The organism is Micromonospora sp. PTRAS2, from assembly GCF_054052245.1.
The window spans coordinates 138,707-156,541 of sequence record NZ_JBSWBU010000002.1 but is presented as its reverse complement, the minus strand read 5'-3'; the positions used below and the strand labels follow the sequence as shown (position 1 = coordinate 156,541).

Below are 17,835 nucleotides of genomic sequence, written 5' to 3'. Positions count from 1 at the left end.
CCCACCCCGGCCCACGCGGATAACCGGTGGATGCCGGCGGCGGTGTCTTCTACCGTGCCGGTGGTGCCCATTCACGCCGATGAGATCCGCGCCACCGCCGAGCAGGTGCGCCGCCTGGTGGCGGACCAGTGTCCCCGCTGGGCCGACCTTCCCGTGACGCCCCTGCCCGACGAGGTGGAGGGCACCGATCACGTCCTCTTCCGGATCGGCGACGAACTCGTCGCCCGGATGCCCAAGATCGCCGGGGCGGTCGGCCAGGCCGAGTCCGACGCGCGGTGGCTGCCCACGCTCGCCCCCCACCTGCCCGCGCGGGTACCCGTCCCGCTGCACGTCGGCGAGCCGGGCGCCGGGTTCCCATGGCCGTGGACCGTGGTGCCGTGGTTCGCGGGACGCACGCCGCCCCGGCTCGGCTGCGACGACGTGCGCCTGGCCCGCGACCTGGCGGACTTCGTGCGGGCCCTGCACCGGGTGGACCCGGCCGGGGGCCCGGCCAAGGCGCCCGGTGCCCGGGGGGCCGCCCTGCGCCACGTCGACGACGCCGTGCGGCGGGTGCTGCCCCGGCTCGCCGCGCACGACGACGGCTTCGACGTGCGCGCGGCCGAGGCGGCGTGGGAGGTCTGCCTGGCCGCTCCCGAGTGGGACCGCGAGCCGGTGTGGATCCACGGTGACCTGCAACCGGGCAACCTGGTCACCGACGACGGACGGCTGGTCGCGGCCATCGACTTCGGCGCGCTCGGCGTCGGCGATCCGGCCCCGGACGTGGCCCCGGCGCTGTGGACGTTCACCGGCGCGGCCCGGGAAACCTACCGGGAGGCGATCGGGTACGACGACGCCACCTGGCGGCGCGCCTGCGGCTGGGCGCTCGCGCCCTCGCTGACCGGCATCGACTACTACCGGCACACCTTCCCCCGCATGGCCGAACACGGCCGCCTGATGGTCCGCGCGGTCATCGCCGAGCTGGCCTGACCGAACCTCACCGGGGTGGCCACCCCACCCGGAGCGGGCGGGTCAGGCGGTGGCGGGGCCGAACCAGGTGGGTAGGTGGTCGCGCAGGTCCTGCTGGTCGTCACCGACCCACGCCACGTGGCCGTCGGGCCGCAGCAGCACGGCGGGCACGTCCAGTTCCTCGCTGCCGTCGGCGACGTGGTCGACGCGGTCGGCCCAGCCCGCCACCGAGAGCTTGCCGGTCCGGTCGAGCAGCAGCCCCCGGCCGCCGCGCGTCAGCTCGTAGAGGCGTCCGCGCCCCAGCCGGACGTCGCGCAGCCGCCGGCCGAGCAGGTCGTGGCCCGCGCCGAAGTCGTACCGGATGCTGATGGCGATGATCTTCTCGGTCAGGTGCCGGCTCACGTCCTCGTAGTCCATCAGCTCCGCCACCAGCCGGCGCACGGCCTGGGCCCCCGGCTCGGTGGACACCAGCTCCATCTGCGCGCGGGTGTTGTCCAGCACGTCGGCGGCGACGGGACGCCGCTCGGTCTCGTAGCTGTCCAGCAGCCCCGGCGGCGCCCAGCCGTCGACCTGGGCGGCGAGCTTCCAGCCGAGGTTGAACGCGTCCTGGATGCCGAGGTTGAGCCCCTGCCCGCCGGTCGGCGGGTGGACGTGCGCCGCGTCGCCGGCCAGCAGCACCCGGCCGACCCGGTAGCGCTCGGCCAGCCGGGTGGAGTCGCCGAAGCGGGACAGCCAGCGCGGCGAGTGCGCGCCGAAGTCGGTGCCGCCGTACGCCCGCAGTTGTCGCTTGACCTCGTCGAGGGTCGGTGGGATTCGGCGGTCCTCGGCCACCCCCTCGGCGGGCACGACGACGCGGTACACGCCGTCGCCCAGGGGCATCGCGCCGAAGCGCAGCTGGGTCTTGCGGACCTCGGCGCTCACGGCGGCGAGGGTCTCGGGTGACGCGGTCAGCCGCATCTCGCCCAGCAGCGTCTCGACCTTGCTGGGTTCGCCGGGGAAGCCGACGCCGAGCAGCTTGCGCACCGTGCTGCGGCCGCCGTCGCAGCCGACGAGGTAGCGGCAGCGCAGCCGGGTGCCGTCGGCCAGCTCGGCGGTGACGCCGTGGTCGTCCTGGCTCAGCCCGACCAGTTCGCCGCCGCGCCGGATCTCGACGCCGAGTTCGACGGCGTGCTCGGCCAGCAGGCGGTCGGTGGTGGTCTGCGGGATGCCGAGCACGTACGCGTGCGCGGTGTCCAGGCCGGTGGGCGGCGGCTTGGGGATGGCGGCGAAGAAGCCGCCGACCGGGTACTGCTGGCCGAGCGCGAGGAACCGCTCCAGCAGGCCGCGCTGGTCCATGATCTCGATGCTGCGCGCGTGCAGCCCGAGCGCGCGCACGACCGGGGTCGGCTCCGCCTCCTTCTCCAGCAGCAGCGTGTGTACGCCGTGCAGCCGCAGCTCGCTGGCCAGCATCAGGCCGGTCGGTCCGCCCCCGACCACGATCACGTCGAACATGGATGTCCCCCATACGTAGACGAGCCCGTCCATACTGCGCGGATCACCGATATGCGCAGCTACGGGGCCCGGCGGACGATTCTGCGGCATCACCCGGGTCTTGCCGCAAGGCCCCGGGTGCGGTATATGTTGAGAGTGGCAGGGAGTCGTCGACTCCTTGCCTTTCGTCTTTTCCGGCCCTGTTGCCGGCTTCTTTCCCGAGTGATGCGGCGCGAGTGATGCGGCCGCGATCGCCGGACCTGTGGTGCAGCCCGCGTAGGCGGCCCGTGTTGACCGCAGACGTCATACGTATTACTTTAACGTTAATCGATGGATTGGCGGCGCCTCCGGCCGCGTACCCGACGCCTGCCCGCCGGAGGGCCGATCCACCACGCACCCGATCCAGAAGGAGTCGCCCATGTGGAGACATCGGCTCGTCGTCGGTGCCGTCGCGGGAGCGGCGGCGCTCGTCCTCGCGGCGGGCGGCGCGGCGATCGCCGCCGGAGCCGGCCCGGTCGCCTACGCCAATGACGTCGGCACCCTCGCGACAACCGCCGGATGCGGCCAGGCGCCGGCGCTGACCAGCGGCACCCGCACGATCTCCAGCGGCGGCCAGAACCGCTCGTTCATCCTGCGGATCCCCGACAACTACGACCGCAACCATCCCTACCGGTTGATCTTCGCGTTCCACTGGAACGGCGGCACCGCCAACGAGGTCGACTCGGGCGGCACCAGCGGATACCCGTGGTCCTACTACGGCCTCCGCGCGCTGTCGAACAACTCGGCGATCTTCGTCGCGCCCCAGGGCATCGGCAACGGCTGGGCCAACAGCGGCGGCCGCGACCTGACGTTCGTCGACGACATGCAGCGGCAGATCGAGGCCGGTCTGTGCGTCGACACCACGCAGCGCTTCGCCATGGGCTTCAGCTACGGCGGCGGCATGAGCTACGCCATCGCCTGCGCGCGGGCCACGGTCTTCCGGGCGGTCGCCGTCTACTCCGGCGCGGAGCTCAGCGGATGCAGCGGCGGCACCCAGCCCATCGCGTACATCGGCATCCACGGGCTGCGGGACGGCACCATCCCCATCTCCACCGGCCGCTCGCTGCGCGACAGGTTCGTCAGGAACAACGGCTGCACCCCGCAGAACCCGCCCGAGCCGGCGCAGGGCAGCCTCACGCACACCCTCACCTACTACTCGGGCTGCCGGGCCGGCTACCCGGTGGCGTGGGCCCCGTTCGACGGCCCGCACGCCCCCAACGCCGTCGACGGCTCCGCCGACCCGTACGCGCCGGGCGAGAAGTCCTGGACCCGGCCGGTCGTGTGGAGCTTCTTCACCCAGTTCGACGGCACCACCCCGCCGACGTCCTCGCCGACCCCGACCCCGACCAGCAGCCCCGCGCAGGGCAGGCAGGTCGTCGGCGGCCAGTCCGGACGCTGCGTCGACGTGCCGAACGGCAGCACCACCAACGGCACCCAGACCCAGCTGTGGGACTGCACCGGGGCCGCCGCCCAGAGCTGGACCCACACCGCGGGCCGGCAACTCCAGGTGTACGGCACCAAGTGCCTCGACGCCAGCGGCGCGGGCACCAGCAACGGCACCCAGGTGATCATCTGGGACTGCCACGGCGGCACCAACCAGCAGTGGAACGTCAACGCCAACGGCACCATCACCAACGCCCAGTCCGGGCTCTGCCTGGACGCCAACGCCGCGGGCACCGCCAACGGCACCAGGCTCATCCTCTGGTCGTGCAACGGGCAGCAGAACCAGCAGTGGAGCCTGCGCTGACCCGCGACCGACCCTGACCGGTGGCCCTCGGGCGACCAGTCGATGCCGGCCCGGCCTCTCGATCCGCCGGGCCGGCATCGTCGCCGGCTCGTGCGCGACCGGGTCGCCACCGGGCAGCTCACCGTCGACGCCTTGTGGCCGGCCGGTTGGCCGGTTGGTCGGTCAGCGGTCTCAGCCGCGCAGTCGCAGGCCGCGCGGGGTGGCCCGGAAACCGGCGGAGGTCAGCGCGTCGCGCAGCGGGGACGCCGACACGGCCTCCCCGTCGGCCCGCTCCACCGAGATCGCGCCGAGCGCGCCCGTGCGCACCGCGTCGGCGAGCGCCCTGCCGGCCGCCGCGAGGGCGTCGGGGGCGTCGGCGAAGGAGAGGATCGTCCGGCCGCCCCGCTCGACGTAGAGCACCAGGTCGCCGCCGACCAGCACGACCAGCGCGCCCGCCTTGCGCCCCGCCCGGTGCCCGCTCGCCGGGGCGGCCCCGTCGCCGGAGTCGACGGCCCGCTCGGGCCAGGGCAGCGCCGCACCGTACGGGTTGGCCGGGTCGGTGGCGGCGAGGACGAGCGCCCCGCCCCGGCCCCCGGCCTCCTGACCCCCGCCGCCACGGCTCGCGGTCGGGTCGGCGAGGGCGCGGATCCGGTCGACCGCCCCGGGCACCGCGAACTGGGCCGCGCCCAGCCCCTCCACGAAGTAGCCCCGCCGGGCCGCCCCGCGCTCCTCCAGCGCCGACAGCACCGGGTAGACGGCTGCGAAGCCACCCGTCACCTGCTCGGCGACGACCGCCCCCCGGGTGACGACGCCGTGCCGCTCCAACAGCACGTCGGCGAGCGCGGCGGCCCGCCGGGTCGGGTCGAGGTCGCGCTCCGGCAGCCGGGACCAGCGGCCCGCCACCGTGGGCGGGCCGCTGCGGCTGGGCAGCGCCACCCGGCCGGGACGGCGCAACCGGGTGCGCGGCGCGGCCGGCCGGGACCGGTGCGCCCCGCCGCCGCCGAGCGCCGCCCGCAGCGGGGCGAGGGTGTCGTTGGTGAGGTGCCCCGCCCACACCAGGTCCCAGATCGCGGCGGTCAGCGCCGCGTCGTCGGTGCAGCCCACCCGGTCGGACAGCGACCGGAAGAACAGCGCCTGCCCGTCGCCGAGCGCGTCGAGCACGGCGTCGTGCAACGGGGTACGCGCGAGCGCGTCGTCCGGCGGCGGGAGCAGCAGCGGCGCGGCGTCGGCGTACGCGAGGGTGACCCAGCCGTCGCCGCCGGAGATCGCCCCGGACCCGGCCCACAGCACCTCGCCACCGGCGCACAGCTCGTCGAGCTGGGCGGGGGAGTAGTCGGCGACCCGGCCGGGCAGCACGAGGCGTTCCAGGGCGGACGCCGGCACGGCCGCGCCCTGCAACTGCTCGACGGCGGCGGCGACGGCGTCCACCCCCCGCGCCGACGAGCCGACCTGCTGCCAGCGGGGCAGGAACGCGGCCAGTGCCCTCGGCGGCACCGGCTCGATCTCCCGGCGCAGCGCCGCGAGGGAGCGGCGGCGCAGCAGCCGCAGCACCTCGGCGTCGCACCACTGGGTGCCCACGGTGTCGGGGGCGAACTCGCCGGAGACGACCCGCCCGGCGGCGGCGAGGCGGCGCAGCTCCTGCTCGACGACGGCCGCGCCGAGCCCGAAACGGGCGGCGCAGGTGGCGGCGGCGAACGGGCCGTGGGTGCGGGCGTACCGGGCGACCAGGTCGCCGAGCGGGTCGGCCACCGGGGCGAGGTGCGCCTCGGCCACTCCGACCGGCAGGGCCACGCCGAGGGCGTCGCGCAGCCGGGCGGCGTCCTCGACGACGACCCAGCGCTCCTCGCCGGCGACGCGCACGCGCAGCAACCGGCGGGCCGCCGCCAGGGCGGTGAGCCAGTCGACGGGCACGCCCCGTTCGGCCAGCTCCGCCTCCGACAGGTCGCCGACGGTGCGCAGCAGCTCGACGGCGTCCTCCGCGTCGCGGGGCCGGCGCTGTTCGGTCAGCCAGCGCAGCTGCTGGTCGGTCTCGGCGAGCACCGCCGGGTCGAGCAGCTCCCGCAGGTCGACCCGGCCGAGCAGCTCGCCGAGCAGCGCCGAGTCCAGCGCCAGGGCGGCGGCCCGCCGCTCGGCCAGCGGCGCGTCGCCCTCGTAGAGGAACGCCCCGACGTAGCCGAACAGCAGCGAGCGGGCGAACGGCGACGGCCGCTCGGTCTCGACCTCGACCAGGCGCACCTTGCGGGCGGCCAGGTCGCGCATCAGCCCGGCGAGGGCCGGCTGGTCGAAGACGTCCTGGAGGCATTCCCGGGCGGCCTCCAGGGTGACCGGGAAGTCGGCGTACTCGCGGGCGACGTCGAGCAACTGGGCGGCCCGCTGGCGCTGCTGCCACAGCGGCTGGCGGCGGCGCGGGTCGCGGCGGGGCAGCAGCAGCGACCGGGCCGCGCACTCCCGGAACCGGGACGCGAACAGCGCCGACGTGCCCACCGACTCCTCGACGAGCTGGGCGATCTCGTCGGGCTCGAAGAGCACCACGTCGGCGCCGGGCGGGGAGTCGGCGGTGTCGGGCAGCCGCACCACGATCCCGTCGTCGGACGGCATGACCTGGGCGTCCACGCCGTACCGCTCGGCGAGCCGGCGGCCGATGGCCAGCGCCCACGGGCCGTTGACGCGGGCGCCGAGCACGCTGTGCACGGCGAGCCGCCAGTCGCCCAGCTCGTCGCGGAACCGCTCGACCAGCACCGTGCGGTCGTCGGGCAGGGACCGGGTCGCGGCCTGCTGCTCCCGCAGGTAGGCCAGCAGGTTGCCGGCGGCCCAGTCGTTGAGCCCGCCGGCGCGCAGCGCGGCCACCGCCGCCTCGTCGCCGTGGCGCAGCAGGGTCCGCACCCGGGCGCCGATGGCCCGGCCCAGCTCCACCGGGCGGCCGAGCTGGTCGCCCTTCCAGAACGGCATCCGGGCGGCCTGGCCCGGGGCGGGGGAGACCAGCACCCGGTCGGGGGTGATCTCCTCGATCCGCCAGGACGACGAGCCGAGCAGGAACACGTCGCCGACCCGCGACTCGTAGACCATCTCCTCGTCCAGCTCGCCGACCCGGGCGGCCCGCTCCGCCCCGGCGAGGAAGACGCCGAACAGGCCCCGGTCGGGGATGGTGCCGCCGCTGGTGACGGCGAGCCGCTGCGCGCCGGGCCGGCCGGTGAGCACGTCGGCGGCGCGGTCCCAGACCAGCCGGGGCCGCAGCTCCGCGAACGCGGTCGACGGGTAACGCCCGGAGAGCATGTCCAGCACGGCGTGCAGCGCGGAGTCGGGCAGCTCGGCGAACGGCGCGGCCCGGCGGACGACGACGGCCAGGTCGCCGACCCGCCACGGTTCGAGGGCCACCATCGCGACGATCTGCTGGGCCAGCACGTCAAGGGGGTTGCGCGGGTGGTGCAGCTCCTCGATCGCCCCGGCGGCCATCCGCTCGGCGACGACGGTGCAGGAGAGCAGGTCGCCCCGGTGCTTGGGGAAGACCACGCCCCGGGAGACCGCGCCGACCTGGTGCCCGGCCCGGCCGACGCGTTGCAGGCCGGCGGCGACGCTGGGCGGGGCGGCGATCTGCACCACCAGGTCGACGGTGCCCATGTCGATGCCCAGCTCCAGGCTGGACGTGGCCACCACGGCGGGGAGCTGGCCGGACTTGAGGGCCTCCTCGATGTGCTTGCGTTCCTCCCGCGAGACGCTGCCGTGGTGGGCGCGGGCGACCACCGGGGCGGCCCCGGCCGCCGCGCCCGCCTGGGCCATCACCTCGGCCGGCAGCCGGGCGGGCGGGCCGCCCGGGGACCCGGGACCCGGCCCTGCGGCGGTCGGCCCCGGGCCGGCCTGCCCCGGGCCGGCCGACCCGGGGCAGGCCAGCTCCGCACCGGCCAGCTCCTCGGCGGCCAGCTCGTTGAGCCGGGCGCAGAGCCGCTCGGCGCTGCGCCGCGAGTTGGTGAAGACGATGGTCGACCGGTGCGCCCGGACCAGCGCGTAGACCCGTTCCTCGACGGCGGGCCAGATCGACGCCCGGCGCGGGGCCGCCCAGGTCGTCGGGCGGCGGCTCCTGCTCGTCGAGCCGGGTCATGTCCTCCACCGGCACCTCGACGCTGACCTCGATGGTCTTGGCGCTGGGCGGCTGCACCACGTCGACCGGGCGGGCCCCGCCGAGGAACCGGGCGCACGCGTCGATCGGCCGGACCGTGGCGGACAGGCCGATGCGCTGGGCGGGGGCGGGCAGCAACTCGTCGAGGCGTTCCAGGGAGAGCGCCAGGTGCGCGCCGCGCTTCGTCCCGGCGACCGCGTGCACCTCGTCGACGATGACCGTCTCGACCCCGCGCAACGAATCCCGCGCCGCGGAGGTGAGCAGCAGGAACAGCGACTCGGGGGTGGTGATGAGGACGTCCGGCGGGGTGCGGGCGAAGGCCCGCCGCTCGTCGGCGGGGGTGTCGCCGGTGCGCATCCCGACGGTGATCTCCGGCGGGGCGACGCCGAGCCGGGTGGCGGCCTGCCGGATGCCGGCCAGGGGCGCCCGCAGGTTGCGCTCCACGTCGACGGCGAGCGCCTTGAGCGGGCTGACGTAGAGCACCCGGCAGCGCTGGCGGGGCTCGGCCGGCGGCGGCGAGGCGGCCAGCCGGTCCAGCGACCAGAGGAACGCCGCGAGGGTCTTGCCGGAGCCGGTGGGCGCGACCACCAGGGCGTTGCGGCGGGCCGCCACCGACCGCCAGGCCCCGATCTGGGCGGGGGTGGGCGTGGCGAAGGCCGCCGAGAACCACTCCCGGGTCGCCGGGCCGAATCCCGCCAGCACCCGGGCCGCCTCCGCCGCGCCGAAACCGGCCGTCACCTTTGCCACGCCTTCCATCCTGCCCCGGGGGTGGGACATCCGCCTGGGCCGGACCGGTGCCGGCGGTCGACACCCGCGAAGTGCCGCAAGGCCGGTTTGTGGATGGAATGGGGCATTGTTCCGTTAAGTCTTACTTAACTGCTTGCTTCTGCGTCGCCACCTAAAGTAACTTTGCGGAAGTGAGACGTGGAGGAGTGCGCATGGTCGTCGAGGAGCGGGTAGCCGGTGCGGGCACCGACGTGCTCATCCGGAAGGTCGACAGCCATCTTGCCGCACTCCGCGCCGGTCTGCACGGCCCCGAGTTGGAGCTCGCCGAGCGGCTCGCGGCCTGCCTGCGCGAGCTGGTCCGGCAGACCGCCCAGTCCAGCGCGGCCGACCGGGGGCAGGTCCGCGCCGCCGTCCACTACTTCGTCCTGCGCCGGGAGAGCCGGGGGCGGCTGCTCTCCGTGCGTTCGCTCGCCGCCGCCCAGCGCGTGGTCAACAAGGTCGTCGTCCAGCTCGACCGCCCCGACCTGCTCGTCGAGACCCGCCGCGACCTGCTGGTCTGAGACCGTCACTCCCGCCAGCCGGTCAGCTCCACCCCCTTGGCCAGCTCGACCCTGAAGCCCATGGTGATCTCGCCGCTGTCGCCCGGTTCGAGGCGCAGCCGCCAGGTCAGCTCGCCCAGCTCGGTGCGCTCGGCCGGCGCCGGTGCGATCGTGGCCTCCCGCACGACCACCGCCTCGTCGCGGGACACCGGCACCTGGTCGCGCACCTCCACGGTCGCCGGTCGGGGCGTGTGGTTGGCAACGGTGATCCGATACTCCACGTCCCGGCGTCGGGTCGAGCCGAGCGTGGCCCGGGTGTCGGCGCGCCGACCCAGCTTCCGCTCCACCCGCACCCGGTCGTCCACGCCGAGCGCCAGCTCCGTCTCCTCGCCGGGCGCCCACGTCGGCAGCCGGGTGGCCGCGACGAAGTCCGCGCCGTGGAAGACCGCCGCAGGGCCGGGCAGCAGCGTGTGCGCCGAGGTGTTGCGCACCGTCGCCCGCAGGTGCGCCTCGGCCGCGCGCACCGGCACGGTCACGTGGTCCAGCCGCGCCGGCAGCTCCAGCACGGCGATCGTCGCCCGGTACGCGCTGCCGTCCGCCGGCACCGCCACCGGCCGTGCCGGCCGGTAGGTGGCCGCGCTGACCCCCTGCTCGACCGTTGCCACGCTCTCGTGCACCTTGGGGCGCGGCGCGCCCGACCGGGCCGCCCCGCCTACCGCGGCGACCTCGAACGCGGGCCCGCCGGGCGGGGCGGGCGCCGGCACCGCGCCGAAGCTCGCCGCCGGCATGGCCGCCTTCGGCAGCGGCCGGACCCGGTCGAGATACCACGGCGACAGCTCGGGTACGCCGGTCGCCGCCGCCGGCCGGGCCGTCGAGAGCTGGAGTACGCACTCCGGCCAGTCCTCGCCGGTGTCCTGACTGACCAGGCCGAACCAGGTGACGGTCACCGTGTCGTCGACCAGCCGCAGGTCGTAGGAGGGCTGCCAGCGGGCCCCGTCGACCAGGTAGGTCAGCTCCAGGTCCAGCTCGGCGTCGTCGACGTCCACCGCCACGGTCACCTCGGCGGCCAGCCGGTCCGGCTCCCGCTTGCCGTGCGCCGCCTCCAGTTGCCGCCGCACCGCCGCCAGGTCCTCGGTCAGCTCCGTCCGCCGCTGGGCCAGCTCCCGTCGCCGCCCGTGGGAGTCGGCGAGCTGCCCGGCCACCGAGTCGGCGAAGGCCGCCACGTCGGCCGGCTCGGCGTCGCCGGCGGCGAGCGCGCGGGCGTACGTGCCGCCGGCCCGCTCGGCCAGCCCGGAGAGGAACTGCCCCCGCTGCTCCTCGACCGCGTACGCGTCGTCGACCCCGGCCAGCTCGTCGGTCAGCTCCCGGCTGCGCTCCTCCAGCTCGCGGACCTGCCCGTCGGCGCTGCGCGCCTGCCGCCACGTGGTCACGTCCACGCCGAGCACGGTCGCCGCGCCCCGGCCGCCGACCCGCAGCGAGTCCCGGTGCAGCCCCAGCGGCAACGGGGCGATCCGTACCCGGTGCTCGCCGGCGGTCAGCCGGGCGCTGCCCCGGCGGGTGACCCGGGCCCGGTCCGGATAGACGGTGACGCCGACGACGGGTGCTTCGATCTCCACTGCGTTCACGGCGGCGAGGATAGCCGGGCGATGCTCGTGGCCTCGGTGGGCCGGCACGGGGTCTCCGCCCACACCCGCCACGGGAAAATCCGGCAAAACCGCCCATCAGGCCGGAAACTGGCGTCTGATCGATGATAGGCGTCTCCCTCGGGCGCGCTGCTGCCACCACGACCGGGAGCGCGGGTGCTCGTACTGCTGATCCTCCACCTGGTGGCGGCGCTCGTCGCGCCGCTGCTGGTGCGGTGGTGGGGCCCGCGCGCCTGCTACCCCCTCGCGCTCGCGCCGGCCGCCGCGTTCGGCTGGGCCGTGGCCCGTACGCCGGCCGTGCGCGACGGTGGGGCCGTCGTCGAGGCGTACCCCTGGGTGCCGCAACTGCGGCTGGAGCTGGCCCTGCGGCTGACCACCCTGTCCTGGCTGATGACCCTGCTCGTCGGCGGCGTCGGCGCGCTCGTGCTGGTCTACTGCGCGCGCTACTTCGCCGCCGGGTCGGCCGGGCTGGCCCGGTTCGCGGCCGTGCTGGTCGCCTTCGCCGGCGCGATGCTCGGCCTGGTCCTCGCCGACGACCTGCTGCTGCTCTACGTCTTCTGGGAGCTGACCACGATCTTCTCCTACCTGCTGATCGGGCACAGCACCACGCGGCGGGCCAGCCGGTGGGCGGCGGCGCAGGCGCTCACCGTGACCACGTTCGGCGGGCTGGCGATGCTCGTCGGGTTCCTGATGCTCGGCCGGCACACCGGCGGGTACCGCTGGTCGGAACTCGCCGGGGCCGGGCTGCCGGCCGGCGGCTACCTGGTCACCGCCGTGCTGCTGGTGCTGGCCGGGGCGCTGGCCAAGTCGGCGGTCCTGCCGTTCAGCGGCTGGCTGCCGCAGGCGATGGCCGCGCCGACACCGGTCAGCGCGTACCTGCACGCGGCGGCGATGGTGAAGGCCGGCGTCTACCTGCTCGGCCTGCTCGCCCCCGTGCTGGCCACCGCCGGCCCGTGGCGGCCCGTGACGGTCACCGCCGGCCTGCTCACCATGCTGGTCGGCGGGTGGGCCGCGCTGCGCCAGTGCGACCTGAAGCTGCTGCTGGCGTACGGCACCGTCAGCCAGCTCGGCCTGCTCACCGTGGTGCTGGGCGCGGGCACTCCGAAAGCCGCCCTCGCGGGCACGGCGATGCTGTTCGCGCACGCCCTGTTCAAGGCGGCCCTGTTCCTCGTCGTCGGCGCGATCGACCACAGCGCCGGCACCCGCGACCTGCGGGAACTGTCCGGGCTCGGGCGGCGGGCCCCGCTGCTGGCCGCCGTCGGGACGCTGGCCGCCGCCTCGATGGCCGGGCTGCCCCCGCTGGTCGGCTTCGTCGCCAAGGAGGCCGTCCTCGCCGCGTTCACCGACCAGCCGGTGGTCCTCGCCGGGCTCGTCGCCGGCACGGTGCTCACCGTCGCCTACACGGCCCGCTTCGTCTGGGGGGCGTTCGGCACGCGCCCGCACGCCGAACGGACCGAGCCGCAGCCCGTACCCGCCGCTATGCTCGGGCCGCCCGCCCTGCTGGCCGTCGCCGGGCTGGCCGCCGGGGTGCTCGCCGGCCCGGCGGGCGCGCTGCTGCGCCCGTACGCCGACCTCTTCGGCCCGGTGCCCGAGCACCTCGCGCTCTGGCACGGGCCGACCCTGGCGCTCGGCCTGTCCGTCCTGGCCCTCGCCGGCGGCGCGGCCCTGTTCGCGCTGCGCGGCCCGCTCGCCCCCGTGCTGGCCCGGGTGCGCGCGCCGGTGGGCGGCGCCCAGGGGTACGAGTGGCTGACCCACCGCTTCGACCGGCTCGCCATCGAGGTCACCAGCGCCACCCAGCGCGGCTCCCTGCCGCTGTACCTCGGCACGATCCTGCTGGTCCTCGTCGTCGTGCCCGGCGGGGCGATGCTCGCCGCCGGCCCGTGGCGGCAGGGGGTCCCGCTGTGGGACACCCCGCTGCAACCGGTCGTCGGCGTGGTTTCGGCGGTGGCCGCGCTGCTCGCCGTCGGCGCGCGTCGCCGGCTCACCGCCATGCTGCTGGTCGGGGTCACCGGCTACGGCACCGCGATGATGTTCGTCCTGCACGGCGCGCCCGACCTGGCCCTCACCCAGTTCCTGGTGGAGACGGCGACCATCGCGGTCTTCGTGCTGGTGCTGCGCCGGCTGCCCGAACGGTTCTCCGCCCGCCCGCTGCGCCGCAGCCGGTGGGCGCGCCGCGCCGTCGGGGCCGCCGTCGGGGTCGTCCTCGCCGGGCTCTGCCTGGTCGCGGTCGGCGCCCGCACCGCGCCGTCGGTCTCCCGGGCGTTCCCCGAGCTCGCCGTCAGCGAGGGGCACGGCCGCAACGTGGTCAACGTGACCCTGGTCGACATCCGGGCCTGGGACACCATGGGGGAGATCTCCGTGCTCGTGGTGACCGCGACCGGGGTGGCCAGCCTGATCTTCCAGCGCTCCCGCACCGGCCCCCGCCCGCGCCGCCCCCGCCGCCCCGAGCGCCCCGCCCAGCGGGGACCGCAGCGGCCGGTGTGGCTGCGCGGCGGCCCCACTCTCGCCGAGCGCCGCCGGTCCATCGTCTTCGAGGTCGTCACCCGGCTGCTCTTCCACACCATCGTGCTGTTCTCCCTGTTCCTGCTCTTCTCCGGCCACAACGCCCCCGGCGGCGGCTTCGCAGGCGGCCTGGTCGCCAGCCTCGCCCTGACCGTGCGCTACCTCGCCGGCGGCCGGTACGAGCTGGCCGAGGCGGCCCCCGTCGGCGCCGGCACGGTCCTCGGGGCCGGCCTGGCGGTGTCCGTCGGCACCGGCGCGTTCGCCCTCCTCGCCAGCGGGTCCGTGCTCCAGAGCGCGAAGATCGACCTGTGGCTGCCCGGCGTCGGCGACTTCTACGTCGTCACGTCGCTGTTCTTCGACATCGGGGTGTACCTGATCGTGGTCGGCCTGGTACTGGACATCCTGCGCAGCCTCGGCGCCGAGGTCGACCGGCACATCGAGGCGGCCGGCAAGACCGAACGCGGGCTGATCGTCGACCCGCAGGGGCGGCGGCCGTGAACGGCAGCGGAGCGACCCTGGTGCTGGTCGTCCTCGTCGGGGTGCTCGCCGGCACCGGCGTCACGCTGCTGCTGGAGCGCAGCCTGACGAGGATCCTGCTCGGCGTCGTCCTGCTCGGCAACGGGGTCAACCTGCTGATCCTGCTCGGCGGCCGGTCCGGGGACGCGCCTGTCGTCGGCACCGCACCGGTCGACCGGATGAGCGACGCGCTGCCGCAGGCGATGGTCCTCACCGCCATCGTGATCACCTTCGGGCTCACCGCGTTCCTGCTGGCCGTCGCGTACCGCAGCTGGTATCTCACCGGCAACGACGAGGTGCAGGACGACCTGGAGGACCGCCAGGTCGCCGAGCTGGCCGCCCGCAACGAGCTGCCCGCGCGCGACCTCGGCGGCGAGGGCCCCGACGGCGACCCGGAACAGGTCGACCCGGAGCCGCACCTGCGCCGGCAGCACCGGGGGGAGACGCCGTGACGGGGTACGGGCCGCTCGTTCCGCTGCCGGTGGTGGTGCCGCTGCTGGGCGCCGCCCTCACCCTGCTGCTGGCCAACCGGCCCCGGCTCCAGCGCGCCGTCAGCGTGGCGGTGCTCGCCGTCACCCTGGTGGTCGCCGTGGTGCTGCTCGTCGAGGCGTACCGGCACGGGCCGGTCGTGGTGAGCATCGGCGGCTGGCCCCCGCCGGTGGGGATCGTGCTGGTCGCCGACCAGCTCGCCGCGCTGATGCTGGTGGTCTCCTCCGCCGTGACGCTGTGCGTGCTGCTCTACTCGATCGGGCAGGGCCGGGGGGACATCGGCGAGTCCGCCCCCGTCACCATCTACCACCCCACCTACCTGGTGCTCACCGCCGGCGTCACCAACGCCTTCCTCGCCGGCGACCTGTTCAACCTCTTCGTCGGCTTCGAGATCCTGCTGGCGGCGAGCTTCGTGCTGATCACGCTCGGCGGCACCGAGGGCCGGATCCGGACCGGTTCGACGTACGTGGTGGTCAGCATCCTGTCCTCGATGATCTTCCTGGCCGGGGTAGGGCTCGTCTACGCCGCCACCGGCACCCTCAACATGGCCCAGCTCGCCGGGCGGCTCGACGCGCTGCCCGACGACGTACGGCTCGCCCTGCAGCTCACCCTGCTGCTCGCGTTCGGGATCAAGGCGGCCGTGTTCCCGCTGTCGGCCTGGCTGCCGGACAGCTACCCGACCGCGCCCGCCCCCGTCACCGCGGTCTTCGCGGGCCTGCTCACCAAGGTCGGCGTGTACGCGGTCATCCGCACCGAGACCCTGCTGTTCCCCGGCGGCGACGTCGCCGGGCTGCTGATGGTGGTGGCCGCGCTGACCATGGTGGTCGGCATCCTCGGCGCGGTCGCCCAGTCGGACATGAAGCGGCTCTTCTCGTTCACGCTGGTCAGCCACATCGGCTACATGATCTTCGGGGTGGCGCTGAGCAGCGTCGCCGGCCTGTCCGGGGCGATCTTCTACGTGGTGCACCACATCACCATCCAGACCACCCTGTTCCTGGTCGCCGGGCTGGTCGAGGCGCGCGCCGGCAGCACCGACCTGCGCCGGCTCGGCGGCCTGGCCCGGGTGGCCCCGCTGCTCGGGATCCTGTTCTTCGTGCCGGCGATGAACCTCGCCGGGATCCCGCCGCTGTCCGGGTTCCTCGGCAAGCTGGGCCTGCTCCAGGCGGGCGTCGGCGAAGGCGGCGTGCTCCCCTGGGTGCTGGTCGCCGCCGGCACCGCCACCAGCCTGCTCACCCTCTACGTGGCGTCCCGGGTGTGGAACATCGCGTTCTGGCGGGCACCGCAGCTGGTCGCCACCGACCCGCCGACCCGACTGCCCACCCTGATGGTCGGCGCCACCACGGCGCTGGTCGCGCTGGGCCTGGTGCTCACCGTGGCCGCCGGCCCGCTGTTCGGGGTGACCACGGACGCGGCGACCGACCTGCGCGCCCGCACCCCGTACGTGCGCGCCGTCCTCCCCGGCGGCGCGCCGTGACCGGGCGGGCCGGCCGTCCCGGTGGTCCCGGTCGGGGGTGCGCGGTGAGCGGCCGGGCGTTCCGTCCTGGCGATGCGCCGGCGGCCGTCGGGGGTGTGCGGTGAGCGGCCGGGCGTTTCGTCTTGGCGATGCGCCGGCGGCCGTCGGGGGTGTGCGGTGAGCGGCCGGGCGGCCGGGGGCCGGCGTCGGGGGCCGGTCGCCGACCCCGACGCCCCGGTGACCCGGGTGCGCGCCCGGCTCGGCCGCTGGCGGGACCGGCTGCTGACCCTGGCCTGGATGGCGCTGATCTGGTGCCTGCTCTGGGGGCGGTTCTCCTGGGGCAACCTGCTCGGCGGGCTGCTCGTCGGCGGGGCGGTGCTGCTCTTCTTCCCCCTGCCGCCGGTCACCTTCGGCGGCCGGCTGCGCCTGCGGGCGCTGCTGGAACTGGCCGGCCGGTTCGTCACCGAGCTGGTCAGCGCGAGCATCCACGTGGCGTGGATCGCGGTGCAGCCGGGCTACCGGCCCCGCGGCGCGATCATCGCGGTGCGGCTGCGCGTGCGCACCGACCTGAACCTGGCGCTCACGGCGGAGGCGATCTCGCTGGTGCCCGGCACTCTGATCGTCGAGGTGGACCGGGAACGAGGCGTGCTCTACGTGCACGTGCTCGACGTACGCGGACCGGAGGACCTGACCGGCAGCCGCGACCGGATCCTCGCCACCGAGGCGCGGATCGTCCGCGCGATCGGCTCGGCCGCCGAACTCCGCCTCCTCGCCGCCCCCGCCGCTCCCGTTCCTCCCACCGAGAGGGGGGCCGACCGGTGAAGGTCGTCCTCGCCACCGTGCTCACCGTGCTCCTGTCGGTCACCGCGCTGCTGGCGCTGGCCCGGATGTACCGCGGCCCGTCCCTGCTGGACCGCGTGATCGCCGCCGACGTCCTGCTCAACACGATGGCCGGCGCGGTCGGGGCGGAGGCGGCGGTCAACCGGCACGCCACGACCCTGCCCGTGCTCGTGGTGCTCTCCCTGCTCGGCTTCGTCGGCGCGGTGGCCCTGGTCCGCTTCGCCGTCCGGGAGGAGTCGTGAACGCGGGTGTCGTCGTCGCCCCGCTGGGCGCCGCTCTCGGCGTTCCGCTCAGTGCGGGTGTCGTGGCCGACTGGCTGGGCGCCGGCTGCCTGGTCGCCGGGGGACTGCTCAGCCTCGCCGCCGGGATCGGCGTGCTGCGCTTCCCGGACGTGCTCGACCGGATGCACGCGGCCACCAAGCCCCAGGTGCTCGGCGTGCTGCTGCTGCTCGCCGGGGTGGCGCTGCGGCTGCGTACCCCCGACGACGTCGGCATGATCGTGCTGGTGGCGGTCTTCCAACTGGCCACCGCTCCGGTGGCGGCCCAGATGGTCGGCCGCGCGGCGTACCGCTCGGGCCGGGTCGACCGCTCCCTCCTCGACGCCGACGAACTCGCCGACGGGGGGTAAGGAAGGGCCCCTTGTTAACGCATTCTGTATAGGAAGGGCCCCTTGTTAACGAGGTCGGCTCCCAGGCCACGTTCCACCCAGCGGGGTGAGAAGGGTGCCCTTCTCTACCGTATGCGTTAACAAGGGGCCCTTCCTTGCACCTTCAGCGGGCGCTCAGCCGACGCCGATAAAATGGGCGGCATGATCGACTCTTCTGCCCAGGAGG

At 75.3% G+C, this 17,835-nt stretch carries 11 protein-coding genes and 1 pseudogene; 9 read left to right on the top strand and 3 right to left on the bottom strand.

All coding sequences use genetic code 11. From position 1 onward, the window contains the following. Positions 1-63: 63 nt before the first annotated feature. Positions 64-966: an aminoglycoside phosphotransferase family protein gene (locus tag ACVMYR_RS06630; protein ID WP_198956486.1), complete on the top strand. Its 903-nt coding sequence runs from the start codon at positions 64-66 to the stop codon at positions 964-966. Positions 967-1,008: 42 nt separating this feature from the next. Here ACVMYR_RS06630 and rox read toward each other — a convergent pair whose 3' ends face one another. Then, positions 1,009-2,436, bottom strand: a complete 1,428-nt coding sequence (gene rox / locus ACVMYR_RS06625; protein WP_457121351.1) for a rifampin monooxygenase — start codon at positions 2,434-2,436, stop codon at positions 1,009-1,011. 397 nt (positions 2,437-2,833) lie between these two features. Between rox and ACVMYR_RS06620 the strand changes: the two genes are divergently transcribed. Next, positions 2,834-4,201: an RICIN domain-containing protein gene (locus ACVMYR_RS06620; RefSeq protein WP_457121350.1), complete on the top strand. Its 1,368-nt coding sequence runs from the start codon at positions 2,834-2,836 to the stop codon at positions 4,199-4,201. A 171-nt stretch (positions 4,202-4,372) separates the two neighbouring features. Here the strand turns inward: ACVMYR_RS06620 and ACVMYR_RS06615 are convergent. Beyond that, a pseudogene (locus ACVMYR_RS06615) lies at positions 4,373-9,050 on the bottom strand (ATP-dependent helicase). 182 nt (positions 9,051-9,232) lie between these two features. Here ACVMYR_RS06615 and ACVMYR_RS06610 point away from each other — a divergent pair. Further along, on the top strand, positions 9,233-9,580 hold the full coding sequence (locus tag ACVMYR_RS06610) for a hypothetical protein (RefSeq protein WP_077936747.1): 348 nt from the start codon (positions 9,233-9,235) through the stop codon (positions 9,578-9,580). Positions 9,581-9,585: 5 nt separating this feature from the next. Here ACVMYR_RS06610 and ACVMYR_RS06605 read toward each other — a convergent pair whose 3' ends face one another. Continuing rightward, a complete protein-coding gene (locus ACVMYR_RS06605; RefSeq protein WP_457121715.1) occupies positions 9,586-11,175 on the bottom strand; it encodes a mucoidy inhibitor MuiA family protein in 1,590 nt (529 codons plus the stop codon). Between the two features lie 183 nt (positions 11,176-11,358). On the opposite strand from ACVMYR_RS06605, the gene ACVMYR_RS06600 reads away from it, so the two are divergent. The 6 genes from ACVMYR_RS06600 (at position 11,359) to mnhG (ending at position 17,630) form a co-directional block, all read left to right on the top strand. Further along, complete coding sequence (locus ACVMYR_RS06600; protein WP_457121349.1) at positions 11,359-14,202, top strand: Na+/H+ antiporter subunit A; 2,844 nt, start codon at positions 11,359-11,361, stop codon at positions 14,200-14,202. After that, on the top strand, positions 14,199-14,672 hold the full coding sequence (locus tag ACVMYR_RS06595; protein WP_077936750.1) for a Na(+)/H(+) antiporter subunit C: 474 nt from the start codon (positions 14,199-14,201) through the stop codon (positions 14,670-14,672). Before ACVMYR_RS06600 ends, ACVMYR_RS06595 begins: the two co-directional genes overlap by 4 nt. Further along, complete coding sequence (locus ACVMYR_RS06590) at positions 14,669-16,183, top strand: Na+/H+ antiporter subunit D (protein WP_457121348.1); 1,515 nt, start codon at positions 14,669-14,671, stop codon at positions 16,181-16,183. Before ACVMYR_RS06595 ends, ACVMYR_RS06590 begins: the two co-directional genes overlap by 4 nt. A gap of 156 nt (positions 16,184-16,339) precedes the next feature. After that, positions 16,340-16,984, top strand: coding sequence for a Na+/H+ antiporter subunit E (locus ACVMYR_RS06585; RefSeq protein ID WP_228986795.1), 645 nt, complete (start codon positions 16,340-16,342; stop codon positions 16,982-16,984). Then, a complete protein-coding gene (locus ACVMYR_RS06580; RefSeq protein ID WP_043962461.1) occupies positions 16,981-17,244 on the top strand; it encodes a monovalent cation/H+ antiporter complex subunit F in 264 nt (87 codons plus the stop codon). The genes ACVMYR_RS06585 and ACVMYR_RS06580 overlap by 4 nt, the downstream gene beginning before the upstream one ends. Positions 17,245-17,306: 62 nt before the next feature. After that, entirely contained in the window at positions 17,307-17,630 is a 324-nt protein-coding gene (gene mnhG / locus ACVMYR_RS06575) for a monovalent cation/H(+) antiporter subunit G (protein ID WP_431895476.1), read from the top strand. Positions 17,631-17,835 lie beyond the last annotated feature (205 nt).